The sequence below is a fragment of the Agreia sp. genome, assembly GCF_964263775.1.
Taxonomy (GTDB): Bacteria; Actinomycetota; Actinomycetes; order Actinomycetales; family Microbacteriaceae; genus Agreia.
Map to the genome: position 1 here is coordinate 1 of NZ_CAXVWM010000154.1, position 25868 is coordinate 25868.

A 25868-nucleotide genomic window follows, 5' to 3' on the forward strand; every position below is an offset into this window, starting at 1 on the left:
CCCGCGAGCGTCACGGCGTCTGCAACATCGGCATCGTCGAGCCGGGCCGGATCTTCTGTGTAAAGGTCGACCGCGCCGATTCCGAGCGACCCCACCGCGAGCGGAAAGGCGAAGATTCCTGCAACGCGCTCGTCGCTCAGAGCCCGCACGAGCGACGGCCACGCATCCGACGGACGTGTGGCTCTGATGTCTTCGGTGAGGATGGGACGTCTCGTCGAGAGTGCCTGCCAGCAGGGCCCCTCGCCCAGATCGAACTGCAATTCGTCGAGCCGCGTCGCACGCCGGTCGCTCGCGCAGATCGTTCCGGGCCCCGCAATGCCCCCGAGAACCGAGATCGAGACACCGGTGACGGGAAGGACCGACAGAAAAGGAGCGCAGAGACTGTCGCGTCGATCGTGAGACGACGAAAGGGCGCGCACCGCCTGATCGAATCGCGTCCGATCGGTCACAACCGCGTCACCTTTTCGATATCGGTCGAGCGTGAAGACGCACGACGCGCCCTGCCCGGCCCCAGACTACCCATCGGTCACAGGTTGATCATGTGACCCTTGAGTCCGTGGAAGGCTTCCTGTAGGGCCTCGCTCAGCGTCGGATGGGTGTGCACGTTGCGCGCAAGCTCGGTGGCGGTCAGATCCCACATCTGGGCGAGGGTCAATTCGGGCAGCAGCTCCGAGACGTCGTGGCCCACCATGTGGCCGCCCAGCAGCTCGCCGTACTTCGCGTCGGCAACGAGCTTCACGAATCCGGCGGGCTCGCCGAGGCCGTGGGCCTTGCCATTGGCGGTCATCGGGAACGTCGAGACAAGCACGTCGTGGCCCTCGTCGCGTGCCTGCTGCTCGGTGAGTCCGAAGCTGGCGACCTGCGGCTGGCAGAACGTGGCCCGCGGCATGTTGCGGTAGTCGCCGAGAGCCTGCGTCTCGGCTCCGGCCATGGTTTCGGCGGCGACCACGCCTTGGGCCTCGGCCACGTGGGCGAGCTGCAGCTTGGCCGTGACGTCGCCGATCGCGTAGATGTTCGAGACGTTCGTGCGCATGTGGTCGTCGATGGCGATGGCGCCGCGCTCGGTGAGTTGCACGCCGGTCTTGTCGAGCCCGAAGCCGTCCACGCGCGGGGCGAATCCGATCGACATCATGACCTTGTCGACCTCCATAGACCCCTGCGTGCCGTCTTTCGCGGTATACGAGACGGCGACCGAGGAACCATTGTCGACGATGCTCTCGACCTTGGTCGACGTGAGAAGGGTGACGCCGAGCTTCTTGTACTGCTTGGCGATCTCTTTCGACACGTCGGCGTCTTCGTTCGGAAGGGCGCGGTCGAGGAACTCGATGATCGTGATCTCGACGCCGTAGTTGCGGAGGATGTAGGCGAATTCCATGCCGATGGCGCCGGCGCCGACGATGACCATCGATTTGGGCAGCTCGCGGGTGAGGATCTGGCTCTCGTAGGTGACGACGTTGTCGCTGAGGGTGACGCCGGGAAGCAGACGCACGAACGAACCGGTGGCGATGATGGCGTTGTCGAATGTCAGCTGTTCGGCCGTTCCGTCGGACTTCGACACCGTGAGGGAGTGGCTGTCGTCGAAGGACCCGCGACCGTCGTACTCGGTGATCTTGTTCTTCTTCATCAAGAAATGCACGCCCTTGACTCGCCCGTCGGCCACCTTGCGGCTGCGATCGAAGGCGACGCCGAAGTCGAAAGTGGCATCTCCCGAGATTCCGAACTCCTGCGCCTGGGTCGCGAAGATGTTCGCCAGCTCGGCATTGCGGAGCAGGGCCTTCGAGGGAATGCAGCCCACGTTGAGGCAGACACCGCCCCAGTACTTCTCTTCGACGACGGCGACGCTGAGCCCGAGCTGCGCGGCACGGATGGCAGCGACGTAGCCACCGGGCCCGGCCCCCAGAACGACGAGATTGTAGTGAGCGCTCATGATGTTTTAGGACTTCCTTCGGTTTGCACGAGGTCTTTCTCGTTCAACTCTATTCGCACTGGCGAGGAAGTCGGTTGCTCAGCCATCGATGCGCGAATGCGACCCCAGCCTGTGCCAGGTGCGGTTGTGGTAGACGAGCGGCTCGGCCGAATCGACCTCGTCAAAGATGCCCGCCTGCAGTGCGTGGACGGCTATGACCGTCGAGCCACCGGCATCCATGCGTTCGATGACCCGGCCACGGATCCACGACTGGGCCGCCGGAAAGTAGGGCTCCCCCGTGATCAGCCGATCCCAGATCGTGGTGTCGGCGAATCGGTCGATGCCGCTCGTGGCGCAGAGCCTTGCGAGGTCGAGCTGCTCCGATCCCAGCAGGTGCACGACGACCGTGTCGGCCGCGCGGATCGTCGGCGCGCTCGAAGATTGGCCCGAAACCGAGAAGACGAGCAGGGGCGGCTCGGCGCTGACCGAGAAGACCGATGTGGCCGTCAGCCCCACCGGGCCGTCGCCCGCATCCGCGGTGATCACGGCCACGCCGGCCGGATGATTGCGGAACACGGCCTTGAACGAATCGGCATCGAGGCCCGCATGCTCGAAAATGGCGTCGACCGAGCCGACGTGCTGGGCGTCGCGAGCAGAGGGGTGCAGTGTCATAGGCCCAAGCCTTTACCCCGGGCGGGTGCGCGGGAAAGTTGTGTGACTCTCTGTGACGAGAACGCCGACTCAGGAGCTTCGGAGGTGCGGCTGCGTATCCTCGATACGTTATGCCTGAATCCTCGTCACGTCTCCTGTCGACGACGAAGCCCTGGTTGAAGCTTGTGGGAGCCAGCGTCATCGCCGGCGTCCTCGTCACCGCCCTCGCCGTTCCCGCCGTCTCGCTCACGAGCGCCACGGTCTCTCGCTCGGTCGGCCTGTTCGAGGATCTGCCGTCGACGCTGAACATCGGCGACCTCTCGCAGAAGTCCGAGATCTACTCGACCAACACCGATGGATCGAACACCCTTCTCGCGACAGTCTTCGATCAGAACCGGCAGGAGGTCGGCTGGGATGAGATCGCCCCGTCGGTCAAAGACGCTGTCGTCTCGACCGAGGATCCCCGGTTCTATGAACACAACGGCGTCGATCTCACCTCGACGCTTCGTGCCGCGCTCGGAAATCTCACCTCGGGCGGCGTCGAGAGCGGCGCATCGACGATCACCATGCAGTATGTGAAGAACATCCTCGTGCAGCGAGCCGAAGCTCTCGACAACGAGGCCGACCGTGAGAAAGCCTACGCCGAGGCGACAGACACGTCGCTCGACCGCAAGCTCACCGAGATGCGGCTCGCCATCGGCCTCGAGAAGAAGTACGACAAAGACCAGATTCTGCTCGGCTATCTGAACATCGCGAATTTCGGCGGTTCGGTCTACGGCATCGAGGCCGCGGCCAACTACTACTACGGCACGACGGCGGCGCAGCTCACGATCGCCCAGGCCGCAAGCCTGATCGCGACCGTCAACGAGCCGAATGGGCTTCGCATCGACGACCCCGGGAACATCGAGGCCAATCAGGCGCGTCGCGACGTCGACGTGCTCGCGTCGATGCTCAAGCAGCACACGATCACTCAGGGCCAGTACGACGAGGCGATCGCGACGCCGGTGGCCCCCGCGATCACCGAGCCGTCGACCGGCTGCCAGACCGCCGCTGCCGGCGCCGCCTACTTCTGCGACTACGTGACCTGGATCGTGAAGAACGATCCGACGTTCGGAGCCACGGCCGACGAACGCTGGTCCACTTTCAAGACCGGCGGATTCCAGATCTTCACGACACTCAACTCCGACCTGCAGGCCAATGCGAACGAGACGATGACGGAGTACATCCCGTCGTCGAGCGACGAACTCGATCTCGGGGCGACCATCGTCACGGTCGAACCCGGAACAGGCCGCATTCTCGCGATGGCCCAGAACACGACCTTTGTCGCGGGAGAATCCACCGACCCGGGCAGCACGTCGCTCAATTACAACACCGACCAGGGCTACGGCGGTTCGTCGGGTTTTCAGGTGGGCTCGACCTACAAGGTCTTCACGCTCGCCGAATGGCTCAAACAGGGCAATACCCTGAGCGAGCGGATCAACGGCAATCCGCAGACCTTCGATCGGGCCGATTTCACGAATTCGTGCATCGACGTCAACGGCGAGCCCTACGCGCCGAAGAACGACGGCGGATCGCGGCCCGGAACGGTGAGCATCCAGTACGCCCTCACCAACTCGGTGAACAACGCCTTCATCGCCATGGCCGAAGAATTGGATCTCTGCCAGATTCGCGACACGGCCCAGTCGCTGGGCGTGCACCGCGCAGACGGCGGCGAGCTCGGCTCGAACCTCGCCGACATCCTGGGCACGCAGACGATCGCGCCGTTGACGATGGCTGCCGCCTACGCCGGCATCGCCGCGAACGGCGTCTACTGCAGGCCGATAGCCATCGACCGAATCGTGGATGCGTCGGGCGCGGACGTGCAGCCACCCCAGGCGGACTGCGCCCAGGCACTCGATCCGAGGGTCGCATCCACCCTCGCGTACGCGATGAAGGGCCCGATCCAGAACGGAACGGCGACCGCGTCGAATCCCTACGACGACATCGAGCACATCGGCAAGACGGGTACGACAGACAACGAGAAAGACACCTGGATGATCGGGGCCAGCACGAGGGCAGCCACGGCCGTCTGGGTCGGCAACGTCACGGGCGACGTTTCGATGACCGATGTCGAGACGAACGGCTATTCGGGCTACAGCGTGCGTCATCGTATGTGGAAGTCGGTGATGACGGCGAACGACGAAGTGCTGCCCGAGGCCGCCGACTTCGCAGACCCCGATGACGACCTGCTCTATGGATCGGGATCGACCTCGCGCGCCGACGAGACAGAGGATGCCCCCACGACTACGGCGCCGACTCCCACGACGCAGCCGACCGCGCCTGGAATCGCGCCGACTCCCGGAGCGAGCGTCGGCCCGCTTCCCCAGGACGACGACAGCACCGGCCGAGGCGACGAAGAAGAAGAAGAGGAAGCACAAGACGACGGCAACTAGCCGGATCGGCAGTCGGAATCGGCAGAGGGGTGCTACGGCACATTCGCTTCTTGCGTCGATACCCGAACGGCGGTAACGTACAACCAAATGGTTGTACATGAACTGACGGAAACCGAGATCGATCGCATCTTCCAGGCCCTGGCGGATGCGACCAGGCGCGACATCGTGAGCCGAGTGCTCGATGCCGGGCGCTCGGTCACCGCCCTCGCCGAGCAGTACGACATGAGTTTCGCCGCCGTGCAGAAACATGTCCAGGTGCTCGAGCGCGCGCTCCTCGTGACGAAAGAGCGTCGCGGACGGGAACAGCTCGTGCACAGCCGGATCGACACGATCGGCCGCGCGGCGACACTGCTGCAGGCCTACGAAGAAATCTGGGCGCAGCGCGCCCTCCGCATCGACGACATCCTCGCCGAAGACCCCTGAAGGAGCAGTCATGACCGTACTCACAGTCACCAAGGACACCGACGCACTCACCCTCACCTTTATCGCGGAGTTCGCGGCCGACGTCGATCGGGTGTGGCAGGTCTGGGAAGACCCGCGACAGCTCGAACGCTGGTGGGGGCCGCCCACCTGGCCCGCGACCTTCACGTCGCACGAGCTCTCGGTCGGCTCCCGCTCGTCGTACTTCATGACCGGGCCCGACGGCACCAAGGCCGGCGGCTGGTGGCTCGTCACCACGGTCGACGCCCCTGCTCGCCTGGAGTTCGACGACGGCTTCGCAGACGCCGACGGCAATGCCGACGACTCGATCGAACCCGTGCACGCCATCGTCACCCTCGAATCGATCGACGGCGGAACGCGCATGACCACACTGAGCCAGTTCGTGAGTCTCGACCAGCTCGAGAAACTGGTCGAGATGGGCATGCAGGAGGGCATGACGCTCGCGATGGGGCAGATCGACGACGTGCTGGCCGCCTGATCGCCAGCCGGCCCGCGCGGGGCGCCCGCGGCTCACGAAGTCAGCTGAGGCTCGCCCCGCGCGTCCGGCACGGCCACCTTGTGGTCGAGGACCTGGCCGGATGCGCGGGTCGCCGCAATCGGGCACGAGCCGCGCCGCCGCCACGTTGCACGGCATGCGCCGCTGGTTCGCGTGTCAACCATCATCCAGCGCGGCTATCGCGTAGCGGTCTAGGGCCGTCAGTTCTGGGGGGTGTGTTCACTCAGCTTCCCAGCGTTATGGTCTTGGGAGGGACGATTGCCGCAATCGGGCGAGCGTTCCGCACCATCCTGCTGCCCGACGCCGCGCCGCGAGACGATCATCCTGCCCTTCTTCCCGCTCAGAAAGCACCTCGAGACTCAATGGCATCGCTTCTCTACCGCCTCGGTATCTTCTCTGCCCGCCGCGCCTGGCTCGTCATCGTCGCCTGGATCGTGATCCTCGGCCTTGCCGGTGGAGCGTTCGCGCTGTTCGGCGGAACGCTCACCTCTGCGGTCAGTATTCCCGGAACCGCGACCCAGAAGGTCAGCGACGAGCTGGCCGAGAAGTTTCCGTCGGCAAGCGGCGGGCGCGGAACGGTGGTCTTCACGACGACCGACGACACCGAATTCACCGATGCGCAGAAGACCGCCATCGCCGACCTCCTTACCAAGGCTGAGGGTCTCGACGATGTGAAGGCCACGACCAACCCTTTCGACACGCAGGCCCAGATCGACGAGGGCGCCCAGAAGGTAGCCGACGGACGCCAGCAGATCGCCGACGGCACAACGAAACTCGACGACGGCCAGGCCCTGCTCGACAGTGCCAAGAGCCAGGCCGCGACCGGTCAGCAGCAGCTCGACGCGGCACGAGCCGCGGCCGAGGCGTCTGGGCAGCTCGCCGCGGCGCAGCCCCAGCTCGACGCGCAGCAGGCCACTCTCGATGCGGGCAAGGCCGAGATCGCGACGCAGCAGTCCACTCTCGACGCCGGTCGCGCCGAGCTCGAGACCCAGAGCGCCACCCTCGACGAGGGAGCCGAGCTGCTCGACCTGTCGTCGAACATCCGCCAGGTCTCGACCGACGGCACGACCGCGGTCGGCGGCATCCAGTTCGACAAGTCGCTCAACCTCGTTCCGTCTGAAGCCAAAGAGGCCGTGGTCGACACCATGAACGACGCCGGCATCGACGGGGTCACCGTCGAGGTCTCGAACGACATCGCCGCCAGCATCCCCGAGATCCTCGGCCCGGGAGAGATCGGCGGCGTCATCTTCGCGGCCATCGTGCTGTTCGTGATGCTCGGCACCCTCATCGGCGCGAGCCTTCCGCTCGTCAACGCGATCGTCGGCGTGGGCGTGGGCGTTCTCGCGTCGCTCGCCCTCTCGGGCACCGTGACGATGCTGTCGGTCACGCCGGTTCTCGGCGTGATGCTCGGACTCGCTGTCGGAATCGACTACTCGCTGTTCATTTTGAACAGGCACCGCACCCAGCTTGGCGGCGGAATGGACCTGCGGGAGTCGATCGGACTCGCGAACGGCACGTCGGGCAATGCCGTGGTGTTCGCCGGCTCGACGGTGCTCATCGCCCTGCTCGCGCTCAACCTCACGGGCATCCCGTTCCTCGGCCTGATGGGAACCGTCGGTGCGGTGTGCGTGTTCGTCGCGATCCTCATCGCGATCACGCTCACGCCTGCGTTGCTGCGCCTTGTCGGGTCGAAGATCCTCACCAAGAAGGCGCGCGCCCGCATGGGCCACGCCGACCACCACAAGCGCGTTCCCACCAAGCCCATGAACACGCTTCGGGCCGTCGTCACCGTGGTGGCCGGCATCGCCGTGCTGCTCGTCGTCGCCATCCCCGCCCTGTCGATGCGCCTCGGACTGCCCGCCGGCTCGTCCGAGCCCGTCGATTCGAGCGCGTACAAGGCCTACAAGCTGGTCGATGACAAGTTCGGTGCCGGCGTGAACGGCCCCCTGATCGTCGTGGCCGACCTCGCTACAGCCATCGCCGACGACGACCTCATCTCTGAGCAGGTGCGCATAGGCACGCTCCTGAAAGCAGAGAACGACGTCGTGGCGGTTGCGCCGATCGGCGCCTCTGACGACGACATGCTGCTCGCCTTCCAGGTCATTCCCGAGGAAGGCCCCACCAGCGAATCCACCGAGCAGCTCGTGCGCGACCTGCGCGGACTCGACATCGACGGCGTCGCAGAGCTCGGTGTCGCCGGCAACGCATCCGGCAACATCGATGTGAGCGAGAAACTCGCCGACGCGCTGCCCCTCTACCTGCTCGTGGTGGTCGGTCTGTCGCTCATCATCTTGATCCTCGTGTTCCGATCGATCCTCGTTCCGATCACGGCCACCATCGGATTCGTGCTGTCGTTGTTCGCGGCCTTCGGCGGCATCACCGCCGTCTTCCAGTGGGGCTGGCTCGCTGCAGTCTTCGGCGTCCACGATCCCGGGCCCATCCTGAGCTTCCTGCCGATCCTCGTGGTCGGCGTGCTCTTCGGGCTCGCCATGGACTACCAGCTGGTCCTCGTGAGCGGCATGCGCGAGGCCTACACCCACGGGTCGCCCGCGCGTCTCGCCGTTCAACAGGGCGTGCATGCCGGTCGCACGGTGGTCATCGCCGCCGCGCTGATCATGACCTCCGTGTTCGCCGGGTTCATCTTCTCGAATTCGGTCATGATCCAGTCGATCGGCCTCGGCCTCGCCCTGGGTGTGCTGCTCGACGCGTTCGTCGTTCGCCTGCTGATCATCCCCGCCGTCATGCACCTCCTCGGCGCGTCGGCCTGGTGGCTCCCCCGGTGGCTCGAGAAGCTGTTGCCGAACGTCGACGTCGAAGGTGCGTCGCTCGAACGCGCCGCACACACGCGGCACTGACCGATGGAGGCCTCCATGCCCGACCGTGCGGGGTACGAACCCGAATTCCTCGCTCTTCCTGTGGCCCTCCCGGCGCCGGCGGCCGGCATACCTGTTCGTGAGCTCGCCTATACGCACTTCACGGTGCTTCTCGATCCGGTGCGGCGGCTTGCGCTGTCGACGGGCGTGAACATAGACGGTGACGCGCTGCTCGACCTCGACAGGGCAGACGATTGGCACCTCGACGACCGGGTCGCTGAGAACGAGCAGACCGGCGAGGGCGTGTACGCGCGCAACGACCTCGATCGTGGGCACCTCGTGCGGCGCAGGGATCCCGTATGGGGCGACCGCGCGACGGCGGCGCGGGCGAACGTCGACACCTTCTCGTATGCGAACGCCGCCCCGCAGGCCAACGACTTCAACCAGTCCAGCGAACTCTGGCTGGGCCTCGAAGACCACGTGCTCGCCTACGCGCAGACGAATCGCAATCGCATCAGCGTGTTCACCGCGCCCGTGCTGGCGCTGGACGATCCGCTCTACCGGGGTGTGGGCATCCCGCAGGCCTTTTGGAAGGTCGCCGCGTGGACCACCGGCGAGACGGGCGTGGCGCGCCTCTGCTCGGCCGCGTTCGTGCTCGACCAGTCACCCCAACTGATCGACATCGATCTCAATGACGCCAGCGCCCAGGCGCTCATCGACGGCAGCCCTCCGCCACTCGGGCCGTATCGCAGCTATCAGGTGCCGGTCGACGACCTCGCGAGCCTCACGGCACTCGACTTCGGCGAGTTGGTGAATGCAGACGTCTTGGCGCCCGTGCTGGCCGGCAGGGCTGATGGCACGCCACGAACCGGATGGGTTCAGCTTGACTCCGAAAACGACATCACGGTCGAGAGGTCGGCCTAGCATTTCGATGGCCGGGTAGGTGAGCGCGTTCGCCGTCGTGGTCGAAGATGGTGAGCAGGTCGACGGGACCGTCGTTCGCGTCGAGTGCGTGTGGGGTCATCGTCGAGAATTCGGCGGCCTGGCCCTCGCGTACCAAGATCGTGCGCTCTCCCAGACGCAACGTGAGCACCCCGCTGAGAACGGTGAACCACTCGTAGCCGGGGTGAACCTGCTGATCGGCCGTCTCGCGTTCGGGTGTGATGCGCATCTTGGCGATCGTGACGCCGCGCCGATCACGATTTCTCGAGAGCAGCCAGATGGTCGACCCGGCACTCGTTTCGGGTTCCGGACGAATGACCACGTCGTCGTCGCCTTCCGGTTCGACGAGTTGGTCGATCGTCGTGCCGAGCGCCCCCGCGATCGGTATCAATTGATCGAGGGCGATCCGCCGATGTCCCGTCTCTATGCGGCTCAGGGTGGACGGCGACAAAAAACAGCGGGTCGCGAGCGTGTCGAGGGTCCAGCCCAAAGACAGGCGAAGGCTTCGGATGCGCTGGCGCACGATGTCATCGATCAGCTCGTGCGTCATGCGCAACAGCATATGCCGTGATCGGTTTCGAGTATCCTCCTTGAGTCCGAACCCCACACGGACCCCGCTACGACCTACTCAGAGAAGAGACCCATCATGACAACGGATGACACCACTCCTGTGCTGCTGGGCGGCGCCCGCACTCCCTTCGTGAAGTTCAACGGTGTGTTCGCGGGGCTGCGCTCGCACGAGCTCGGCGCCCACGCAGTCAGAGCCGCGCTCGAGCGCACCGGCGTGCCGGCCGAGGCGGTCGACCACGTCATCCTCGGCCAGGTCGTTCAGGCGGGTGCGGGCCAAGGGCCTGCCCGGCAGGCCAGCATCGAGGCGGGCATCGGTTGGAACGTGCCCGCCGTCACGATCAACAAGCTCTGCCTGTCGGGGCTCACGGCGATCATCGACGCGGCCAGGCTCATCCGCACCGGAGAGGCGAGCGTGGTCGTCGCCGGCGGCCAGGAGTCGATGACGAACGCGCCGCACCTTCTGCTCGACTCGCGGAAGCCCTATTCGCTCGGCGAGCGCACCTTCGAGGATTCCCTGAACTACGACGGTCTCCGTGACCCTTTCGACGGCAAGCTCATGGGCAAGGCGACCGACGACGGCAACCTCATGCGCGCCATCGCCCGTAACCGTCAAGACGGGTTCGCCGCGCTCTCCCATCAGCGGGCTGCGGCTGCGCGCGAGCATGGTGGCTTCGACGACGAGATCGTGCCCGTGAGCGTGCCGCAGCGCAAGGGCGAGCCGGTCGTCGTCTCGGCCGACGACGGCATCCGCCCGACGACGACGGCCGAGGGCCTTGCCGCCCTCAAACCGGTATTCAACCGCGACAGCGGCACGATCACGGCGGGCAACGCCTCGCAGTTGACAGATGGCGCGGCCGCGGTCGTGGTGGCGAGCAAGGCCTACGCGCTCGCCCACAATCTCGAGTGGCTCGCCGAGATCGGCTCGCCCGGCCAGGTCGCCGGGCCCGATGGCTCGCTGCACTCGCAGCCCTCGGCCGCGATCGTGCACGCGATCGGCCGGCACGGCATCACGGTGGCCGATCTCGACGTCATCGAGATCAACGAGGCGTTCGCCTCGGTGGTGCTTCAGTCGGCCGACGACCTCGGCATCGACCCCTCCGCCGTGAACGCCCAGGGCGGAGCCATAGCTCTGGGCCACCCGGTGGGCGCCTCCGGAGCCCGGCTCGCGCTGCACGTGGCCCTCGAACTCAAGAAGCGGGGCGGGGGAACCGGGATCGCGTCGCTCTGCGGCGGTGGGGGCCAGGGCGAAGCGCTCATTCTGACCCGCTCAGCCTGACGCGCTCTCGTCTGCTCGGGCGAGGGCCCTGCGTCAGGCGATCTCGAATGTGTTGTCGAACAGCTTGAAGCGAAGCGTGACGTTGCCCTCGTTCAGCTGCCAGCCACGCACCGTGTTCTTGCGGAGTCCGAGCTTGTGGAACGGCTCGGTGACGGCGATCGCCTCCGCGGCGGCGCGCGATTCGGCGCGGATGATCGCGACACCGCTGCCATCCCACTCCGTCTCGTCGGCGGCCGCACCCGATAAGAAGAGCGTGCCGTTGCGCTCCTGCTCGATCAGCCAGTCCAAGTGAGCCTCGAGGTGCGGCCCGATCACCGGTCGCGGGTCTTCGGCGGGTTCGATCATCTGCATCGTGATCATATAGAACTGCTGCCGGCGCAGTTGGCCGAGCAGTTCCGCAGGGCTTTTGGGGCTCATCGTGTTCTCCTACTTCATTGTGGGGATGATGCGTGCGGTCTGCACGCCTCGGCGGGCATCGTCGAGAATCTGGCCGGCGAGGGCCGAGGGCGCGTCATCGCCGACCCAGGCAATGTGCTGGTCGGGCCGCACCAGCACGAGACGGGAAGAGAAGAAGTCCTGCAGCCCCTCGCCGGGAACATCGAGGAGCGTCAGGGGGATGTGACGCGCGGCGGCGTCACGCATCAACTCCTCGGCGTCCTCCGACCCACCGATCAGGGTCAATTCCGGGCCGAGCAGGTCGTACAGCGATGTCCCGTCGAGGAGCCGCCGGTGCGGCAGGCGGTTGCCCACCGCCGCGATCGGCACGAAGTCGGTGCCGTCGGAGGATTGCGCCGCGGATTCGGGACCGTACCCGACACCGAGAACCAGACCTTCGCTTCGGAACTCGATGCGCTTGGTCTCTTCGATGGCGGCGGCCGCGGCGCCACGCACCCGGTCGAAGGTCTGCTGGTCTCCCATGATCTCGTCCGACGCGAGCTGGGTCGGGCCCGTCTTGCCGTTCTCCGCAGCATCCGCGACGAATTGCTGGGCGATCGGGCGACGCTCGCTCTCGTAGCTGTCGAGGAGTTCGTCGGGAGCCCAGCCGTTCAGCACGGCCGCGATCTTCCACCCCAGGTTGACGGCGTCGCCGACGCCGGTGTTGAACCCATGGCCGCCCCACGGAGGATTCATGTGCGCAGCGTCGCCGGCAATGAACAGGCGGTTGTTCCGATAGCGATCTGCCACGAGCACGCGTACGACCCACGGATCGACCGCGACGACGTCGATCGGGTAGTTCACGCCGAGTAGGCTGTGCACCGCTGCCTCCGGATCGGCCTCGGCGATCGCTGCGGCATCCGCCCCCGCAGTGTTGATCGCCCACCAGCGGCCCCTCAGATCCAGTCGGCCGAGAATTCCCGGCGAGGCGGGGTTGAGCACCCAGTACTGCACCGCGTCACCCATCGGCACGAGGTCTTCCAGACCGGGCGCGTCGAACGTCACGCTGATATTCGGGCGCGCCAGACTGGCGCCTTCGAACTTCGCCCCCAGTGCAGAGCGCACCACGCTCCGCGGACCGTCGGCGCCGATCACGTACGCCGCCTCGAGCACCGCGACCTCGCCGGCGTCACTCTCCACCATCACGCGGGCGCCATCCGAGCCCTGTTGCACCGCGGTGGCGCGCCAGGCGAACATGAGCCGCACCCGGGGCGATCCGGCGAGCGCCTCACGCAGCACCTCTTCGAGGATCGGCTGGGGAATCTGCTGGCCGGTCTCCGGGCTGGTGTCTTCATCGAGTGCGAGCCCGAAGACATTGCCGATGCGAGTGATCTCACGGCCGGTCAGAGTGGTGCAGAAGACCACGTCCTTCGACCATTCGACCTTCAACGGCGCGCGTTCACGGATTCTCGGATTGACCCCGGGCCAGCGGCGGAAAAGTTCGAGGGTGCGCGCGTTCGTGGTCTTGGCACGTGGCCGCGTGTGCGTCACCTCGGTTCGCGGCTCGACGACGATCACGCCCACCCCGTGGTGGGCGAGTTCCATGGCTGCGGCGAGGCCCGACGGTCCCCCGCCGACGACGATGACCGGAGCGGAGTCGAGGCTCATCAGAACGGGTAGTGTCCCGGACCGTTGCTCACGGTCGTCAGCACGAGTTCGGTGAAGTCCTCGATCGCGTAGTGGCCGGAGCGACCCCAGCCGCTGTCTTTCACGCCACCCACGGGAAGCGCCGCCTCGCTGGCCATCGTCGGGGCATTCACGTGCACGATGCCGGAGTCGACGCGCTGGGCCATGTCGAGACCGCGAGCGCGATCCCGGGTCATGATCGCGGCGCTCAGGCCGTAGGGCGTTCTCTGCGCTTCGGCGAGCGCGAGTTCGGCGTCGTCGAAGCGCTGCACGACGAGGAGCGGCCCGAACGTCTCGTCGGCGCCGGTGGTGCAGATGGCGTCGGCGGGCACGTCTGTCAGGATGGTGGGCGGGTAGATGCGGCCGTTCGCCTGTCCGCCGGTGACCAAGGTCGCGCCGCGGTCCACGGCATCCTGCACACGCAGCTCGATCTGGGCGACGGCGTCATCGTTGATGAGCGGGCCGATGATGACCTCGGGGTCGATGGGGTCGCCCGACTTCAGCGCGCGCACCCGATCGGCGAGACCCGACACGAATTCGTCGTGGATCGAACTGTCGACGTAGACCTTGCGGGTGTTCATGCACACCTGGCCCTGATGCAGGAACGCGCCGAATGTGACCGCCTTGATCGACTCCTCCAGATCTGCGTCGTCGAGAACGAGCACGGGATTGAAGCCGCCCAGTTCGAGCACCATCCGCTTCAGTGCCCGACCTGCTTGCGCGCCCAGGATGCGGGCGGTCTTATCGGAGCCCGTGAAGTTGATGCAGGCGAGGTAGAACGCTCCGTTCCACGGGGTGAATCCGGCTACGACCCCGAGCGGCTTGCGCGTTACCATAGCCGTGCGCCCAGGCACGTCGCTGCGCAGGATGTCGCCGGCCGGGAGGTATCCCCAGCCTGCGGCTTGGCGCAGCATCGCCGCAGACAGGCGCACCTGGAACGACGAGAAGGCACGGCTCGCGCCACCCTCCACTGCCATGAGCTCGACGAGCTCCTCCATCCGCCGTTCGACGATGTCGGCGGCGCTGAGGAACAGCTTCTGGCGGGCCCCCGGCGGCATTGCGGCCCATGCCGGGAAGGCAGCGGATTGCGAACGGCGAAGGTGCGACCGCCCGGCTCGGTCCAGCGGCCGTCGATGAAGTGCGTGGTTGTGGAGGTGCGGCCTGCGCCGGGGAAGATGCTCATGGTGCCTGCTCGCTTCAGATTTTCAGGAGATGCTCGGCGTTGCTGTGGGCGATCTTCTCGCGATCGGCCTCGGTCACCGGTGCGGAGAGCAAGTGGGTGGTGGCCTTCTTGCTGTCGGAGAAGGGGTGGTCGACGGAGAAGAGGATGTGGTCGGCCCCGAAGGCGGCGAGCCCGCACAGCAGGGGCGCGTCGGAGTTGTACCCCGACGTCGTGAGGTAGAGGTTGCGGCGAAGCGTCTCGACGACGGTGAGGGAGTGGCCCGTCACGACCGGCGTGAGCATGTCTTCGATCCGGTCCAGGTGGAACGGCAGACCTTCGCCCATGTGCCCGACGACGAGTTTCAGGTCGGGGAGCTCCTCGAAGACACCGTTCGCCACCATGCGAAGCACGTGCATGCCGCACTCCGCGTGCCAGCCCCAGCCCGAGCCAAGCAGGCAGGCTGTGACGTTGGGCGACAGACCGGAGTAGTAGGCCTCCCGCACTGCCGACGGCGGCGGTGCCGGGTGAAGGTAGATCGGCACATCCAGCCGCGCCGCGGCCGCCAGGATCGGGCGCACCGTGGGGTCGTCGAGGAACACGCCGTGGGTCTGACCGTGGATCATCGCTCCGACGAGGCCCAGTTCTTCGACGCATCGCGTGAGTTCATCGACGGATGCCGCCGCATCGGCCACCGGAAGCGTGCCGAACGCCGTGAATCTGTCGGGATGAGCCGCCACGGTGTCGGCCATCCGATCGTTGATCGCCCTGCTCACCTCGGTGGCCTGCGACAGCGGCAGGTCCTGCACGATGTTGCCGACCGCGGCGGAGAGCACCTGAACGTCTACTCCCGCGTCATCCATGATCTGAAGCCGACCCTCGCCTACCTCATCCAGCTGCGCGAGCCGGGTGCTGCCTCGACGGCCCAGATCCAGACCCGCCGATTCGAGAATGTCGCGCGGGAACATATGTTCTTCGAGGGCGATGACCTTCATGGAGTTCTCCTGAACGTGGGCTTCGTTGCGCCACGGCGAATCAGGCCGCCGAGGTAGGTTGTGCAGATGCCAGCTTCACATCGGCGAGCACCGGGTGTCGAATGCATGTTGGTCAGCGTTACCATGAGCCGCATGCATATCGACAACGTGGACCTGAATCTGCTGCGGTCGCTCGAGATTTTGCTGGAGGAACGCCACATCTCGAAGGCGGCGACACGAGCGCACCTGACCCAGTCCGCGATGAGTCGCACGCTCGCCCGCCTGCGTATCGCGTGCGAAGACGAATTGCTCGTGCGCACGCCGCGGGGCTACGAACTGACCCCGCGGGCCCGCGAGCTGCAAGACGAACTCACGGGCCTCATGCCCGGGCTCCGTGCGATGTTCGAAGGCACCTCTTTCGACCCGTCCTCGTCGACCAGCGTGGTGCGGGTCGCGGCATCCGATTACCCGGTCGCGGTGCTCGGTGACCTGTTCATCCCGCTGTTCCACGCCGAAGCCCCCCATATGTCGCTCATCATCACGCCCGTGATGCCCGCCACCTTCGCCGACCTGGATCAGGGGCGGGTCGATCTGGTGCTCACTCCGATCACGGCACCCTCGCACCTCGATCGCCAGGCGCTCTTCGACGAGGACTTCGTGTGCGTGCTCTCGGAGTCGCACCCGATCACGGCCGACCGCCTCACGGTGGATGACCTGGCCGCGTACTCCCATGTCACCGTCGGTGGGATGCATCCGCAGCAGACGATCGTGACGGACCAGCTCACCCGGCTCGGCACGCACATCGTCTCCGAGATCCGCGTGCCGTATTTCAGTGCGGCGATCCGAGCGGTGCGCGACACGAACCTGATCGCGGTGATGCCGCGTCGCTTCGCTCGGCGATACGCCGGAGCCGGGCTTCGTCTCGTCGAGATGCCGAGCGGATTCGAGGGTTTCACCTACCAGATGCTGTGGCACCCGCGCATGACGAACGACCGAACCCACCGCTGGCTACGCGGTCTTCTGATCAAGGCCGCCGAGTCGATGCGGTCTGCCGACGACGTCGAAGTTCTGTAGACAGTTCCATAGATGCCGTATACAGTGCAACGACCGCAGGCAGTTGCGGAGCCCTATTTACTCAAAGAAAAGAGTTCATGACCGACAACCGCGCGCGCAGCCGCCCCATCACGCGGCCCACGTTCCACCACACGACCTTCGCCACGGTGAGGCTGGACGAGATGGTGGAGAACCTCGACCACGGCATGACGATGTCGATGTACTATCAGGATCCAGAACGCAACGGCGTCGAGATCCGATTCGACGCCTTCGGCGACTGGTCGAAGTCGAAGGAGTGGATGTGGGCATCGCAGGAGTTCGGGGCGAATCCCATCGGTCAGTTCTTCGACCCCGACAAGATCGTGGAGGCGCGCATCGCCGGCCTCGAGTGGACAGAGATTCACCAGCGCGCCCGCGCCGGTGAATACATCCCGGCCGAGATCCCCGACGTGCACCTGCCCGAGCCGTGGTGACCGTGAGCGGAACCTGTCGATGACGCAGCCTCTCGGAGAAGAGCGGTCCGGCGACGCGGTGGCCTTCGCCCATCAACGACTTCGCCGGGCGATCCTCGACGGCGTGCTGGCGCCGGGCGCGGTCTTGTCGCAGGTTCGACTCGCGGCCGACTTCGGAATCAGTCGCACTCCCCTGCGGGAGGCGCTCAGCCGGCTCGAGAGCGAAGGGCTCATCACGAGCGACTTCAACCGGCGCGTGCGCGTGTCGGAACTCGACCTCGACGACTTCGATCAGATCTACGCGATCCGGATGGGACTCGAGCCGGTCGGCATCCGCGCAACGGTCGGCGATCTCACGGCCGCTGCACGGGACGCACTCCGGGCAGCCGTGGCGAGCATGGATACGGCGATCGAGCGATCCGACATGAATGCCTTTCGCGCCCACCACCGGTCGTTTCACCTCGGTCTGACCGCTGGTTCCGGTGCCCGCATAAGCGGGGTACTGGACGACATGTGGGACTACTCCGAGCGGTACAGACTCGCCTATCTCCACTACGACATCGACCGTCACGGATCGGCGTTGACCGACCGCTTGCGCACGTCGCAGCTCGAGCATCGAGCTATTCTCGACGCGGCTCTGCTAGGCGACGCCGATGACTGTGCTCGGCGAGAGATGAGCCACCTCGCGCGCACCCTCGAAGGCGTCTTCGACGACGCCGCCCGCATTCCGAAACCACGCGCATCGCGCGGCATCCGAACCGACTGAACCGCGCGGCCCGCGGGCGGAGAGAGAGAATCAGAATGACCGACACACGTCCCGTCCTCCAGATCATCACGGCGAGCACGCGCCCGGGGAGGATCGGCCCCGCCTTCGCCGAGTGGTTCACCCGGGTCGCCGAGGAACACGGCGGTTTCGCCGTGGAACCGATCGACCTGGCAGAGGTCGCACTGCCGTTCTTCGATGAACCGAAGCATCCCAAACTGCGCGAGTACGAGCACCAGCACACGAAAGACTGGAGCGCCACGATCGAACGCGCGGACGCGTTCGTATTCGTGACGCCCGAATACAACTATGGCTACAGCGCTGTGCTCAAGAACGCCCTCGACTTTCTCGGCCACGAATGGGCCGACAAGGCAGTCAGCTTCGTCAGCTACGGGGGAATCGGCGCCGGGACGCGGGCGGTTCAGCAGCTCAAGCAGGTCGTGACGACCCTGCGGATGGTGCCCATTTTCGAATCGGTGAACATCTCGTTCGCCGCCTCGAAGCTCGGTGACGACGGCCGCGTAATCGACGACCCGCTCATGAACCTGGCCGCCGTGCAGACCGTCGACGAGCTCCTGCGGATCACCCGTCTCATCCGCCCGTAGCAATGCGAGGTCATGCCGCCCGTGCGTGTGGTGCCCCCACAGGCGACCGGCGCCGATACCCCAGACATACGCTGCGCCGAGTTGCCCTGATCTGTTGCTAAACGGCTTTGTATCCCCTTGGAGAACATCAAAGACGCATTTGCGGATGTCCCGCTCTCCGAACCTCCTACCCACGCGCACTGGCAGCGCGCCTCGCGGCAAGGGAAAAAGGTACTCGAGCGCCGACGACTAGGGATCGAGAGGCTCGAGAACGAACTCACGGGGTGTATCGGCCGCGGGTGCCTGTCAATGAAGGCCTGCGCGCTATTGAATCCCGACGACCAGCTCTCCGGTAATGGGAGCAGTGCGCTCCGCATTCCGATCTGACGCCTCGAAAACGGCTTCCAGCCTCAACACCTCCGACGCCTCACATTTGTCTGACCAGCGCGGTCATACGTGTGACGAACGTCTTCCTTGCTATGAGCGGCAGGGAGAAGTCGCAATAGGCGACACGTCTTATGAGGAGATTCGCGTGCGCAACGTCATCATTATCGGGTCCGGCCCTGCCAGTTACACCGCTGCCATCTACGCGGCCCGTGCCGGGCTCGAGCCCCTACTCCTGGCCAGCTCCGTGGAGGCAGGGGGCGAACTCATGAATACGACCGAGGTTGAGAACTTCCCGGGCTTCCCAGACGGCATCATGGGCCCCGACCTCATGGCCAGGTTCCAGGCGCAGGCGGAGCGTTTCGGGACCGAGGTCATCTTTGACGATGTGGTTGAACTCGACCTACGCGGTGATATCAAAGCCGTCACAACCGCTCTTTCCGGTGAGATTCAGAGTCGCGTCGTCATCTTCGCGACCGGATCGGCCTACCGCAAGCTCGGCCTCCCCAATGAAAAGCGGCTCACCGGCTACGGCGTCTCTTACTGCGCTACATGCGACGGCCCGTTCTTTAGGGGCAAAGACATTGCCGTCGTTGGCGGCGGCGACTCCGCAATGCAAGAAGCGACCTCCCTGACGCGCTTCGCCTCAAGGGTCTACGTGATCCACCGGCGCGATGCGCTCAAAGCGTCAAAAATCATGCAGGACCGCGCATTTGCGGACAAGAACATTGAATTCCTGTGGGATACCGAGGTAGTAGGAATCACGGGCGAGAAAACCGTCGAAGGCGTCATTCTCCGCAGTACCGTCGACGCCTCCGAGCAGCACCTCGCGCTCGGCGGACTCTTCGTCGCCATCGGAAGCAATCCGCGCACGCACCTCGTGCATGGGCAACTCGAGTTCACGCCCGAGGGCAGCATCGCCGTCGATATCCCCTCCTCGCGCACGAACTTATCCGGCGTTTTCGCCGCTGGTGACGTGATGGACCCTTACTACCGCCAGGCGATCACCGCCGCGGGCTCTGGAACGATCGCGGCCCTCGACGCCGAGCACTATCTGTCCGCGCTCAATGACGGCTCAAACTGACGCCGAACTGAGCGACTGAGATGTGTATGCGGGACAAAGCCTCGCATGCGCGGCGCAAGCGCTGGTTCGCCGAGTGGTACTAATCCCGCCGTGACTACACTTTGTCACCTAACCGTGCAGCAGACCCGAGCACTGGCGTGAAACGTGCCCGTCAGATGTGATGCCCGTGTCGCAGCTTCTCTGGCTGCAGGCGAACCCAAACCGAGGACACGAGGCCTGCCGTGACGTCCACACACATGACAGCGATGGTCGCACCGGGTGAGCTGAGCACGAGTCCGGCCTGGCCGTTTACGGAACGAACGTCGAGGGAGATCGCTTCCTCCGAATGCGTTCCGTGAAGGAGGGCGCCGACGACAGCTCTATGTCCCCTTACTACCCGTGGGTCTCCGTCGGCCTGCCACCTTGAGTCAACGATGAGCGCGACGCTCTGTTGGAGTAGGGTACCGATGCGTTTAGTGTCGCTCTCCACGAGTGCGGTGCGTAGGGCGTCAACGGTGCGAAAGTGCAACGTCCCATTGAGCCGTCCGAGAGTCACGTGCCACAACGTCGAGAGCGTCGTGTGGCGGCCAGTTCCTGTCGATTTGCTCGGCATCCCGGTCAGCGGGAGATTTGTAATTGGCCGAATCACAGGATGCTCCTCGTCCCTGCCGACGTCGCAGAGGGCTGGTCGAGCACAGGTTCAGTGCTGCTTTCTGCATGGGGAACAATTCGATCTTCGAAGAAAAACGAAGCCAAGCGGCCGCGCGCACGTTCGATAACGGAGAGTCGCCCCGCCTCATTGGGGCGGGCAGGTACTGAAGCGGGACGAGAACCGCCAGCGAGCCTCCATTGTTCGTCGGAGTTTACGGCGGTATGCATCTCGACGTATTCCCCGCCCGGGAGCCGGACTATGCGACCCGTCTCGAATCCGTGCAAAGCGACCTCATGGTCTCTCTTCTGAAGAGCGAGACAGATCTCCCGCGTCAAACCGAAAGCAACAACGGGTCCCACAAGGAGGGCGATTTGCATCGCGTGGATGATCGACTCGAGAGTCAGCGAGAAGAGCATTGCAGTTACGTCGGCACTGGCTGTCGCCCATAGCACCGCGTAAAACGTCATTCCCGCAACGCCAACCGCCGTGCGCGTGGGAGTGTTGCGCGGCCGGTCAAGGAGGTGGTGTTCCGAGCGGTCTCGGGTGATCCAGCCCTCAATGAACGGGTACACCGCGATCAGGACCATGTACACGCCGATTACGGTGAGCGGTGCTAAGACTGCGAATGTCCATGTACGCCCTAATAACTCGAGCTCCCAACCTGGCGGGACAAGGCGGAGGGCTCCGTCGAGAAAACCGGTATACCAATCCGGCTGGCTTCCGGCGGACGCATTCCCTGGGTCGGAAGGAGCCACCGTCGGGCTGATCGTGACGTTTGCAGCGATGAATACCAGGACCCCCGTCACGAGCACCATGAATCCCCCAGCGCGAATAGCAGCATTTGGCAGCATCGGGACACCTACGATGGTCCGCTGAGAGCGGCCGGGGCCGGCGAATTGAGGGGATTTGTGGCGTAGTGATAACCATCCTCTGACGGCGAGCAACCCGACGAGCGCGACGGGGACGATGACGTGAACGACGTAAAGGTTCTCGACGATGCGCCCGGGAAATTCGCCTCCGAACAGGAGCGTCGCTATCCAGGTACCGACCACGGGAATGCCCAAGACGATACCGTGCACGATGCGTAGGCCAGATCCCGAGAGCATGTCGTCAGGAAGGGCATACCCACTCCAGCCAGCAGCCATTGACATGATGAAGATGAGAAATAGCAAGACCCAACTCCCCCGCCGTGGACGCCGGAAAGCTCCCGTAAAGAAGTTGACGAGCAGCTGCATGATGATTGCTGCGGGTAGCAGAAGAGCAGCCCAATGGTGGAGTTGACGGAGCAGGAGCCCGCCCGGTAATTCGACAGTCAAACGCAAGACAGAATCGAACGCTTTCGAGACCTCGACACCGTGCAACGGTGCGTAGCTTCCGCTGTAGACGATGGGGTCACTCGATGGCGCGTAGGCGAACATCAGAATCACCCCGGTGACGAGCAGAACGACGATGCTCGCGAGGGCGACGACACCAAACAGATTGCTCCAGCGGACTGGAACGCGACGAGTGCGCAAATCCTTCAGCATGAATTCCAGTCGGCGTCCCGAAGCAGTCCGCTCGCGGACGTGCTCCGACAGTGCGACCGTCATCGATTCGGGGCGTCTGCGATTAACGGGCATGAGACGTCTGCTTCGCGCGCGGTCGGTGCAAACCGAGCGGGAGAGGAGCCGGCGCAACTGCTGGGACTGACGCCGGTGACTGGTTTTCGCGATGAGTAGCCGCGGCGATGAAAGCGGCCCTCGGGTTCTTTACGGACTCCAGCGAGACGATGTCACGTCCGAAGATGACAGCCGCGATCCAAACCAGCAGCACCCTGAGCTTTCGCTCCCAAGTAGGAACGGCAAGCACGTGATACCCCCGGTGCATCACCCAAGCGATCAAACCCTTAATGACGATGCTTCTGTATTGAAAGATGCCTCGTCCCAGACCGAGTGTCGCAACAGTCCCGAGACTCTGATGCCGGTAATCTCTCGGCGTCTCTCCGCGCATTTGAGCAATCAGGTTCTTCGCCATCAGTTTGCCTTGGCGAACAGCGTGCTGCGCATTCGGAACCGTTCGAGCGCCCAGCACCGGTGACGCGAGGTCCGGCACAGCTGCGTTGTCTCCCGCCGCCCACGCGTCGATGATCACGTCGCCGTCGTCGACGACACGAAGATCGGGAAGGACTTGAATTAACCCTCGAGCGTCGACAGGCAGATCTGTGTGGTTTGCGACTACGGGATTGGAAGCGTTCCCTGCCGCCCAGATAAGGAGGCCGTTGTCGTAAGACTCCCCGGACGACAGCACAATTCTTCCGCCACTCGCTGAAACGAGTTGGGTGTTGAGATGAACATGACCTCCGCGCTGTTCGAGATGTTCAACGACCCAGGCGCCCGGTTTGGCGGTCACCTCTGGAAGTATTCGACCTTGCGCTTCGACCAGGTGGAATGCGATGTCGGAAAATACGAGTTCTGGGTATGACCGCAACATGCCCGAGGCAAGGGAGAGCATCTCACCGAACGCTTCTACGCCCGTGAAACCGCCCCCCACGATCGTGACTGTGAGAAGCCGCCGCCGCTCCGGCCCCTGGGGCAGCGACGCCGCCCGCTCGAAAGATGTAAGCAAACGGTCGCGGATGTCCACCGCTTCTTCGACGGTCTTGAGGCCGATGGCGTTCTCGGCGACGCCGGGGATCGGGAAGGTCCGCGTCACGGCCCCAGCGGTGATCACGATGATGTCATATTCAATCTCGCGCGGCACCCCTTCGATCATCTCTACGGTCACCCGCTTATGGGCGTGATCGATGAGCGTGACGGTCCCCGCGACCAGTGCAGTGCGACGCAGGTGCGACCGTAAGGAGACGGCGACGTGACGCGCTTCGATCGAGCCAGCTGTCACTTCGGGAAGGAACGGCTGGTACGTCATATACGGTCGGGGCTCGATGATCGTGACCTCGGCCTCCTCTCGGCGAAGCCGTTTTTCGAGCTTCCACGCAGTGTAGAAACCGGCGTAACCGCCTCCGACTATCAGGATCCTTCGCATGATCTCCTCCGAAATCTCTTTTCTTACTAGGACCAAATAGGTCCAGCAAATGTGACGCTCAAATGGTTGGAGCTCGGAGACACGCCCTAGGCGACACAGGCGACCACTAAGTCGCCATTACGTCCACCGGGATGATGTGGTCTCGCGTCACGTGTTCACGTATTGATATACCGGACAGGGCGGCCTTGCCCGCTCATCTTCGAACGGTGACCGCCTGCAATGTGGCGCGACGTCCTCGGGTTGTGTCGGGCCGTAGAATTTCCATGGCGTGAGCGACAGCAACGGCGAGGGTGGCGGTGACGTCACCCTCGCTGCATCCGCGGTTCAGGTTGACGACGGTAGGTAGGTAGCCAGCGCGTAAAGAACCCCTCCCACGAGCGCCCCAATAAAGACGAAAGAGAAGACTCGTATCGTCGCCACTCCGGAGGCGAGGAGCGGATTGTTCAGTGGCTTAGTATCCACAGCCGTCCCGACGACAAAGTGGTAGGTCCCGCTCAAGGCGGCGCCGTCGTCCGATTTCACGTTCCAGCGAACTTCGTAGCGCCCATCCGGGAGGCACGGATCCAGCGATTGGGAAAGTGTGTCGCCGGTCGCCGTCGTATCGCCCCGCGTCAAATGGGTCTCAGTCGCGCTTGAGACTTCGATGCGTGCACCGTCGGGGCGAAGCGGTGCAGTGAACGCCATTTTGATGACGTTCGGTGGTGCACCAAGCGTCAGAGCTACGCTCGAACTCGCGCGGGACGCACCGGCGACGCGTCATCGACGCGGTTGTGACCGAAGTACATGATCTCCCAAATTGCTTCTTCGGAGAAAGAATCTACGACCGCGTTGCGCCTCCAGTGTTCAATCGTGAGGTCACCGGCGAAGCGCAGGTAGGCCCCGTCGAATCGGATCATGCGCGCGGCCAGACTCCGCCACCCCTTCATCTCGTCGACGAATTTATTCGCGACGAGGTCTCGCTGTTTCGAGAAGGTGACGACGTAACGATCGGAGCCATCGTCGTAGACGTATCGGGTGACGGCCGCAACTGGCTTCCCTGTCTGCTGGTCGACGTACGCTTCGGTTGCCTGGAAATGAACGAAGTTCGAGTCGTCCGCGATGACTTTTCCGTCCCGGGCGAGCATGAAGATGGGGATCGGTTCGTACTCGTAGTCTTTGTGGGCGGAGATGTACGACGCGATCACCGAGTACGGTCCAGCCTCACCCCGTGCCCAATACCAGTCATTGATAATCGACATCATGCCGACGTTGCCCCAGTTGTGATCGTGATACCCACCTCCGGTGACGTTCGTGCGGGCACCCTCGATCTCATATGACCCGCGCACGGTTCCGTGGGGGACCGCGGGCAACCACGAGAATTCCTTGTCCCGGTCAGGTCCAAAGACAAGGTAACCCGTGTGCGGTCGCCACGGCTGGATCTGACCATCTAGAGTCACGTGCACCTTGACGTCGTCGAGCTCGACATCAATTCGGTAATGCGAGAGATCACCCGAGAAGCGGTTGTTTCCGATACGCACGTCCGCGCTGGCCTCGGACGCTGAATACGACTCGGCCGGGAACGTTCGGATGAAAGTGCGGCTACGTCCGTCCGGCAGGTCGAGGTTCAGACGGATCATGGGCATCAGCGGCGTCTTCGGCGCCGACAGGTCTTTCGTCATGAAAATGACGACGAGCTTTGCTCCGTCATCGAGATGGGCGTCGAAATACCACCACTCGTAGGTGCCGCTTCGCCCATCCGTTCGAGCCCCGTCTTCCCAGGCCGCGATGGAATCTCGGTTGATACCGATCCGTCGATAATCTTCGTCCCTGTCCGCGATACTCGCGGTGTGTGTCTTAGCCACAATCTCTCCTGTATCGCGGCAGATGTCGAAGTGCCGTTACAGATTAGGACCACACACGTCGACGGATTGTGAGGTGAATACGCAGCCGACAGCCCTACCACTCCGCTTCGCAGGACTGCCGGGCGGGGCGAAAGAAATGGGTGTTAACGCCGACTGAAAACAGGGCCACTTTCGCCAACTGAAAACAGGGCCACTGTTGTGTGGTTCTAGTGTGTCTCAGGCGAGGCGGGCTCGTGGTTTTTGAGCCGGTAGCTGGTGCCCTTGAGGTTGATGACGTCGGCGTGGTGGACGATGCGATCGATCATTGCGGAGGCGATGGTGAGGTCGCCGAAAA

24 protein-coding genes are annotated in these 25868 nt (G+C 64.4%); 11 read left to right on the forward strand and 13 right to left on the reverse strand.

Going from position 1 to position 25868, the window contains the following annotated elements; genetic code table 11:
* The 3 genes from ACE5CZ_RS11495 to ACE5CZ_RS11505 form a co-directional block, all read right to left on the reverse strand.
* The coding region (locus tag ACE5CZ_RS11495) for a GAF domain-containing protein (protein ID WP_374947465.1) at nucleotides 1–449 on the reverse strand (449 nt) is incomplete at its 3' end.
* 77 nt (nucleotides 450–526) lie between these two features.
* Nucleotides 527–1927, reverse strand: coding sequence for a dihydrolipoyl dehydrogenase (lpdA, locus tag ACE5CZ_RS11500; RefSeq protein WP_374947466.1), 1401 nt, complete (start codon nucleotides 1925–1927; stop codon nucleotides 527–529).
* A 78-nt stretch (nucleotides 1928–2005) separates the two neighbouring features.
* Entirely contained in the window at nucleotides 2006–2578 is a 573-nt protein-coding gene (locus ACE5CZ_RS11505) for a flavin reductase family protein (RefSeq protein ID WP_374947467.1), read from the reverse strand.
* Between the two features lie 110 nt (nucleotides 2579–2688).
* Here ACE5CZ_RS11505 and ACE5CZ_RS11510 point away from each other — a divergent pair, with 110 nt between their 5' ends.
* The 5 genes from ACE5CZ_RS11510 to ACE5CZ_RS11530 all read left to right on the forward strand — a co-directional run bounded on the left by ACE5CZ_RS11510 (nucleotide 2689) and on the right by ACE5CZ_RS11530 (nucleotide 9663).
* On the forward strand, nucleotides 2689–4989 hold the full coding sequence (locus ACE5CZ_RS11510) for a transglycosylase domain-containing protein (RefSeq protein WP_374947468.1): 2301 nt from the start codon (nucleotides 2689–2691) through the stop codon (nucleotides 4987–4989).
* A gap of 87 nt (nucleotides 4990–5076) precedes the next feature.
* Entirely contained in the window at nucleotides 5077–5412 is a 336-nt protein-coding gene (locus tag ACE5CZ_RS11515; protein WP_374947469.1) for an ArsR/SmtB family transcription factor, read from the forward strand.
* 10 nt (nucleotides 5413–5422) lie between these two features.
* Entirely contained in the window at nucleotides 5423–5908 is a 486-nt protein-coding gene (locus ACE5CZ_RS11520; protein WP_374947470.1) for an SRPBCC domain-containing protein, read from the forward strand.
* 380 nt (nucleotides 5909–6288) lie between these two features.
* Entirely contained in the window at nucleotides 6289–8781 is a 2493-nt protein-coding gene (locus ACE5CZ_RS11525) for an MMPL family transporter (RefSeq protein WP_374947471.1), read from the forward strand.
* 15 nt (nucleotides 8782–8796) lie between these two features.
* A complete protein-coding gene (locus ACE5CZ_RS11530) occupies nucleotides 8797–9663 on the forward strand; it encodes a DNA/RNA non-specific endonuclease (RefSeq protein WP_374947472.1) in 867 nt (288 codons plus the stop codon).
* On the opposite strand, the gene ACE5CZ_RS11535 is transcribed toward ACE5CZ_RS11530, so the two are convergent.
* Nucleotides 9641–10231 carry a helix-turn-helix domain-containing protein gene (locus ACE5CZ_RS11535; protein ID WP_374947473.1) on the reverse strand — a complete coding sequence of 197 codons (591 nt, stop codon included), beginning with the start codon at nucleotides 10229–10231 and terminating at the stop codon, nucleotides 9641–9643. The two genes, ACE5CZ_RS11530 and ACE5CZ_RS11535, sit on opposite strands and share 23 nt — an antisense overlap.
* Before the next feature lie 96 nt (nucleotides 10232–10327).
* Here ACE5CZ_RS11535 and ACE5CZ_RS11540 point away from each other — a divergent pair, with 96 nt between their 5' ends.
* Nucleotides 10328–11527, forward strand: a complete 1200-nt coding sequence (locus ACE5CZ_RS11540) for an acetyl-CoA C-acetyltransferase (protein ID WP_374947474.1) — start codon at nucleotides 10328–10330, stop codon at nucleotides 11525–11527.
* Nucleotides 11528–11560: 33 nt separating this feature from the next.
* Here ACE5CZ_RS11540 and ACE5CZ_RS11545 read toward each other — a convergent pair whose 3' ends face one another.
* The 4 genes from ACE5CZ_RS11545 to ACE5CZ_RS11560 form a co-directional block, all read right to left on the reverse strand.
* A complete protein-coding gene (locus ACE5CZ_RS11545) occupies nucleotides 11561–11944 on the reverse strand; it encodes a YciI family protein (protein ID WP_374947475.1) in 384 nt (127 codons plus the stop codon).
* A 9-nt stretch (nucleotides 11945–11953) separates the two neighbouring features.
* Nucleotides 11954–13570: an FAD-dependent monooxygenase gene (locus ACE5CZ_RS11550; protein ID WP_374947476.1), complete on the reverse strand. Its 1617-nt coding sequence runs from the start codon at nucleotides 13568–13570 to the stop codon at nucleotides 11954–11956.
* Complete coding sequence (locus ACE5CZ_RS11555; protein WP_374947486.1) at nucleotides 13570–14712, reverse strand: aldehyde dehydrogenase family protein; 1143 nt, start codon at nucleotides 14710–14712, stop codon at nucleotides 13570–13572. Before ACE5CZ_RS11555 ends, ACE5CZ_RS11550 begins: the two co-directional genes overlap by 1 nt.
* A gap of 73 nt (nucleotides 14713–14785) precedes the next feature.
* Nucleotides 14786–15742, reverse strand: coding sequence for an amidohydrolase family protein (locus ACE5CZ_RS11560; RefSeq protein WP_374947477.1), 957 nt, complete (start codon nucleotides 15740–15742; stop codon nucleotides 14786–14788).
* Between the two features lie 132 nt (nucleotides 15743–15874).
* Here ACE5CZ_RS11560 and ACE5CZ_RS11565 point away from each other — a divergent pair, with 132 nt between their 5' ends.
* From ACE5CZ_RS11565 to trxB, 5 genes are all read left to right on the forward strand, one after another.
* Nucleotides 15875–16795 (forward strand): LysR family transcriptional regulator, encoded by a 921-nt coding sequence (locus tag ACE5CZ_RS11565; protein ID WP_374947478.1) that lies wholly within the window; start codon nucleotides 15875–15877, stop codon nucleotides 16793–16795.
* 77 nt (nucleotides 16796–16872) lie between these two features.
* A complete protein-coding gene (locus tag ACE5CZ_RS11570; RefSeq protein WP_374947479.1) occupies nucleotides 16873–17247 on the forward strand; it encodes a hypothetical protein in 375 nt (124 codons plus the stop codon).
* 19 nt (nucleotides 17248–17266) lie between these two features.
* On the forward strand, nucleotides 17267–17992 hold the full coding sequence (locus ACE5CZ_RS11575; RefSeq protein ID WP_374947480.1) for a GntR family transcriptional regulator: 726 nt from the start codon (nucleotides 17267–17269) through the stop codon (nucleotides 17990–17992).
* A gap of 35 nt (nucleotides 17993–18027) precedes the next feature.
* Complete coding sequence (locus ACE5CZ_RS11580) at nucleotides 18028–18594, forward strand: NADPH-dependent FMN reductase (protein WP_374947481.1); 567 nt, start codon at nucleotides 18028–18030, stop codon at nucleotides 18592–18594.
* 511 nt (nucleotides 18595–19105) lie between these two features.
* Nucleotides 19106–20041, forward strand: coding sequence for a thioredoxin-disulfide reductase (gene trxB, locus ACE5CZ_RS11585; RefSeq protein ID WP_374947482.1), 936 nt, complete (start codon nucleotides 19106–19108; stop codon nucleotides 20039–20041).
* A 624-nt stretch (nucleotides 20042–20665) separates the two neighbouring features.
* Here trxB and ACE5CZ_RS11590 read toward each other — a convergent pair.
* The 5 genes from ACE5CZ_RS11590 to ACE5CZ_RS11610 form a co-directional block, all read right to left on the reverse strand.
* Nucleotides 20666–22261 (reverse strand): cytochrome bc complex cytochrome b subunit, encoded by a 1596-nt coding sequence (locus tag ACE5CZ_RS11590; RefSeq protein WP_374947483.1) that lies wholly within the window; start codon nucleotides 22259–22261, stop codon nucleotides 20666–20668.
* A 19-nt stretch (nucleotides 22262–22280) separates the two neighbouring features.
* Nucleotides 22281–23693, reverse strand: coding sequence for an NAD(P)/FAD-dependent oxidoreductase (locus tag ACE5CZ_RS11595; protein WP_374947484.1), 1413 nt, complete (start codon nucleotides 23691–23693; stop codon nucleotides 22281–22283).
* Nucleotides 23694–24017: 324 nt separating this feature from the next.
* Nucleotides 24018–24410 (reverse strand): copper resistance protein CopC, encoded by a 393-nt coding sequence (locus ACE5CZ_RS11600; protein WP_374947487.1) that lies wholly within the window; start codon nucleotides 24408–24410, stop codon nucleotides 24018–24020.
* Between the two features lie 2 nt (nucleotides 24411–24412).
* Nucleotides 24413–25534, reverse strand: coding sequence for a lipocalin-like domain-containing protein (locus ACE5CZ_RS11605; protein ID WP_374947485.1), 1122 nt, complete (start codon nucleotides 25532–25534; stop codon nucleotides 24413–24415).
* Between the two features lie 206 nt (nucleotides 25535–25740).
* Nucleotides 25741–25868: ATP-binding protein (locus ACE5CZ_RS11610; RefSeq protein ID WP_374947488.1), on the reverse strand; the 128-nt coding region annotated here is incomplete at its 5' end.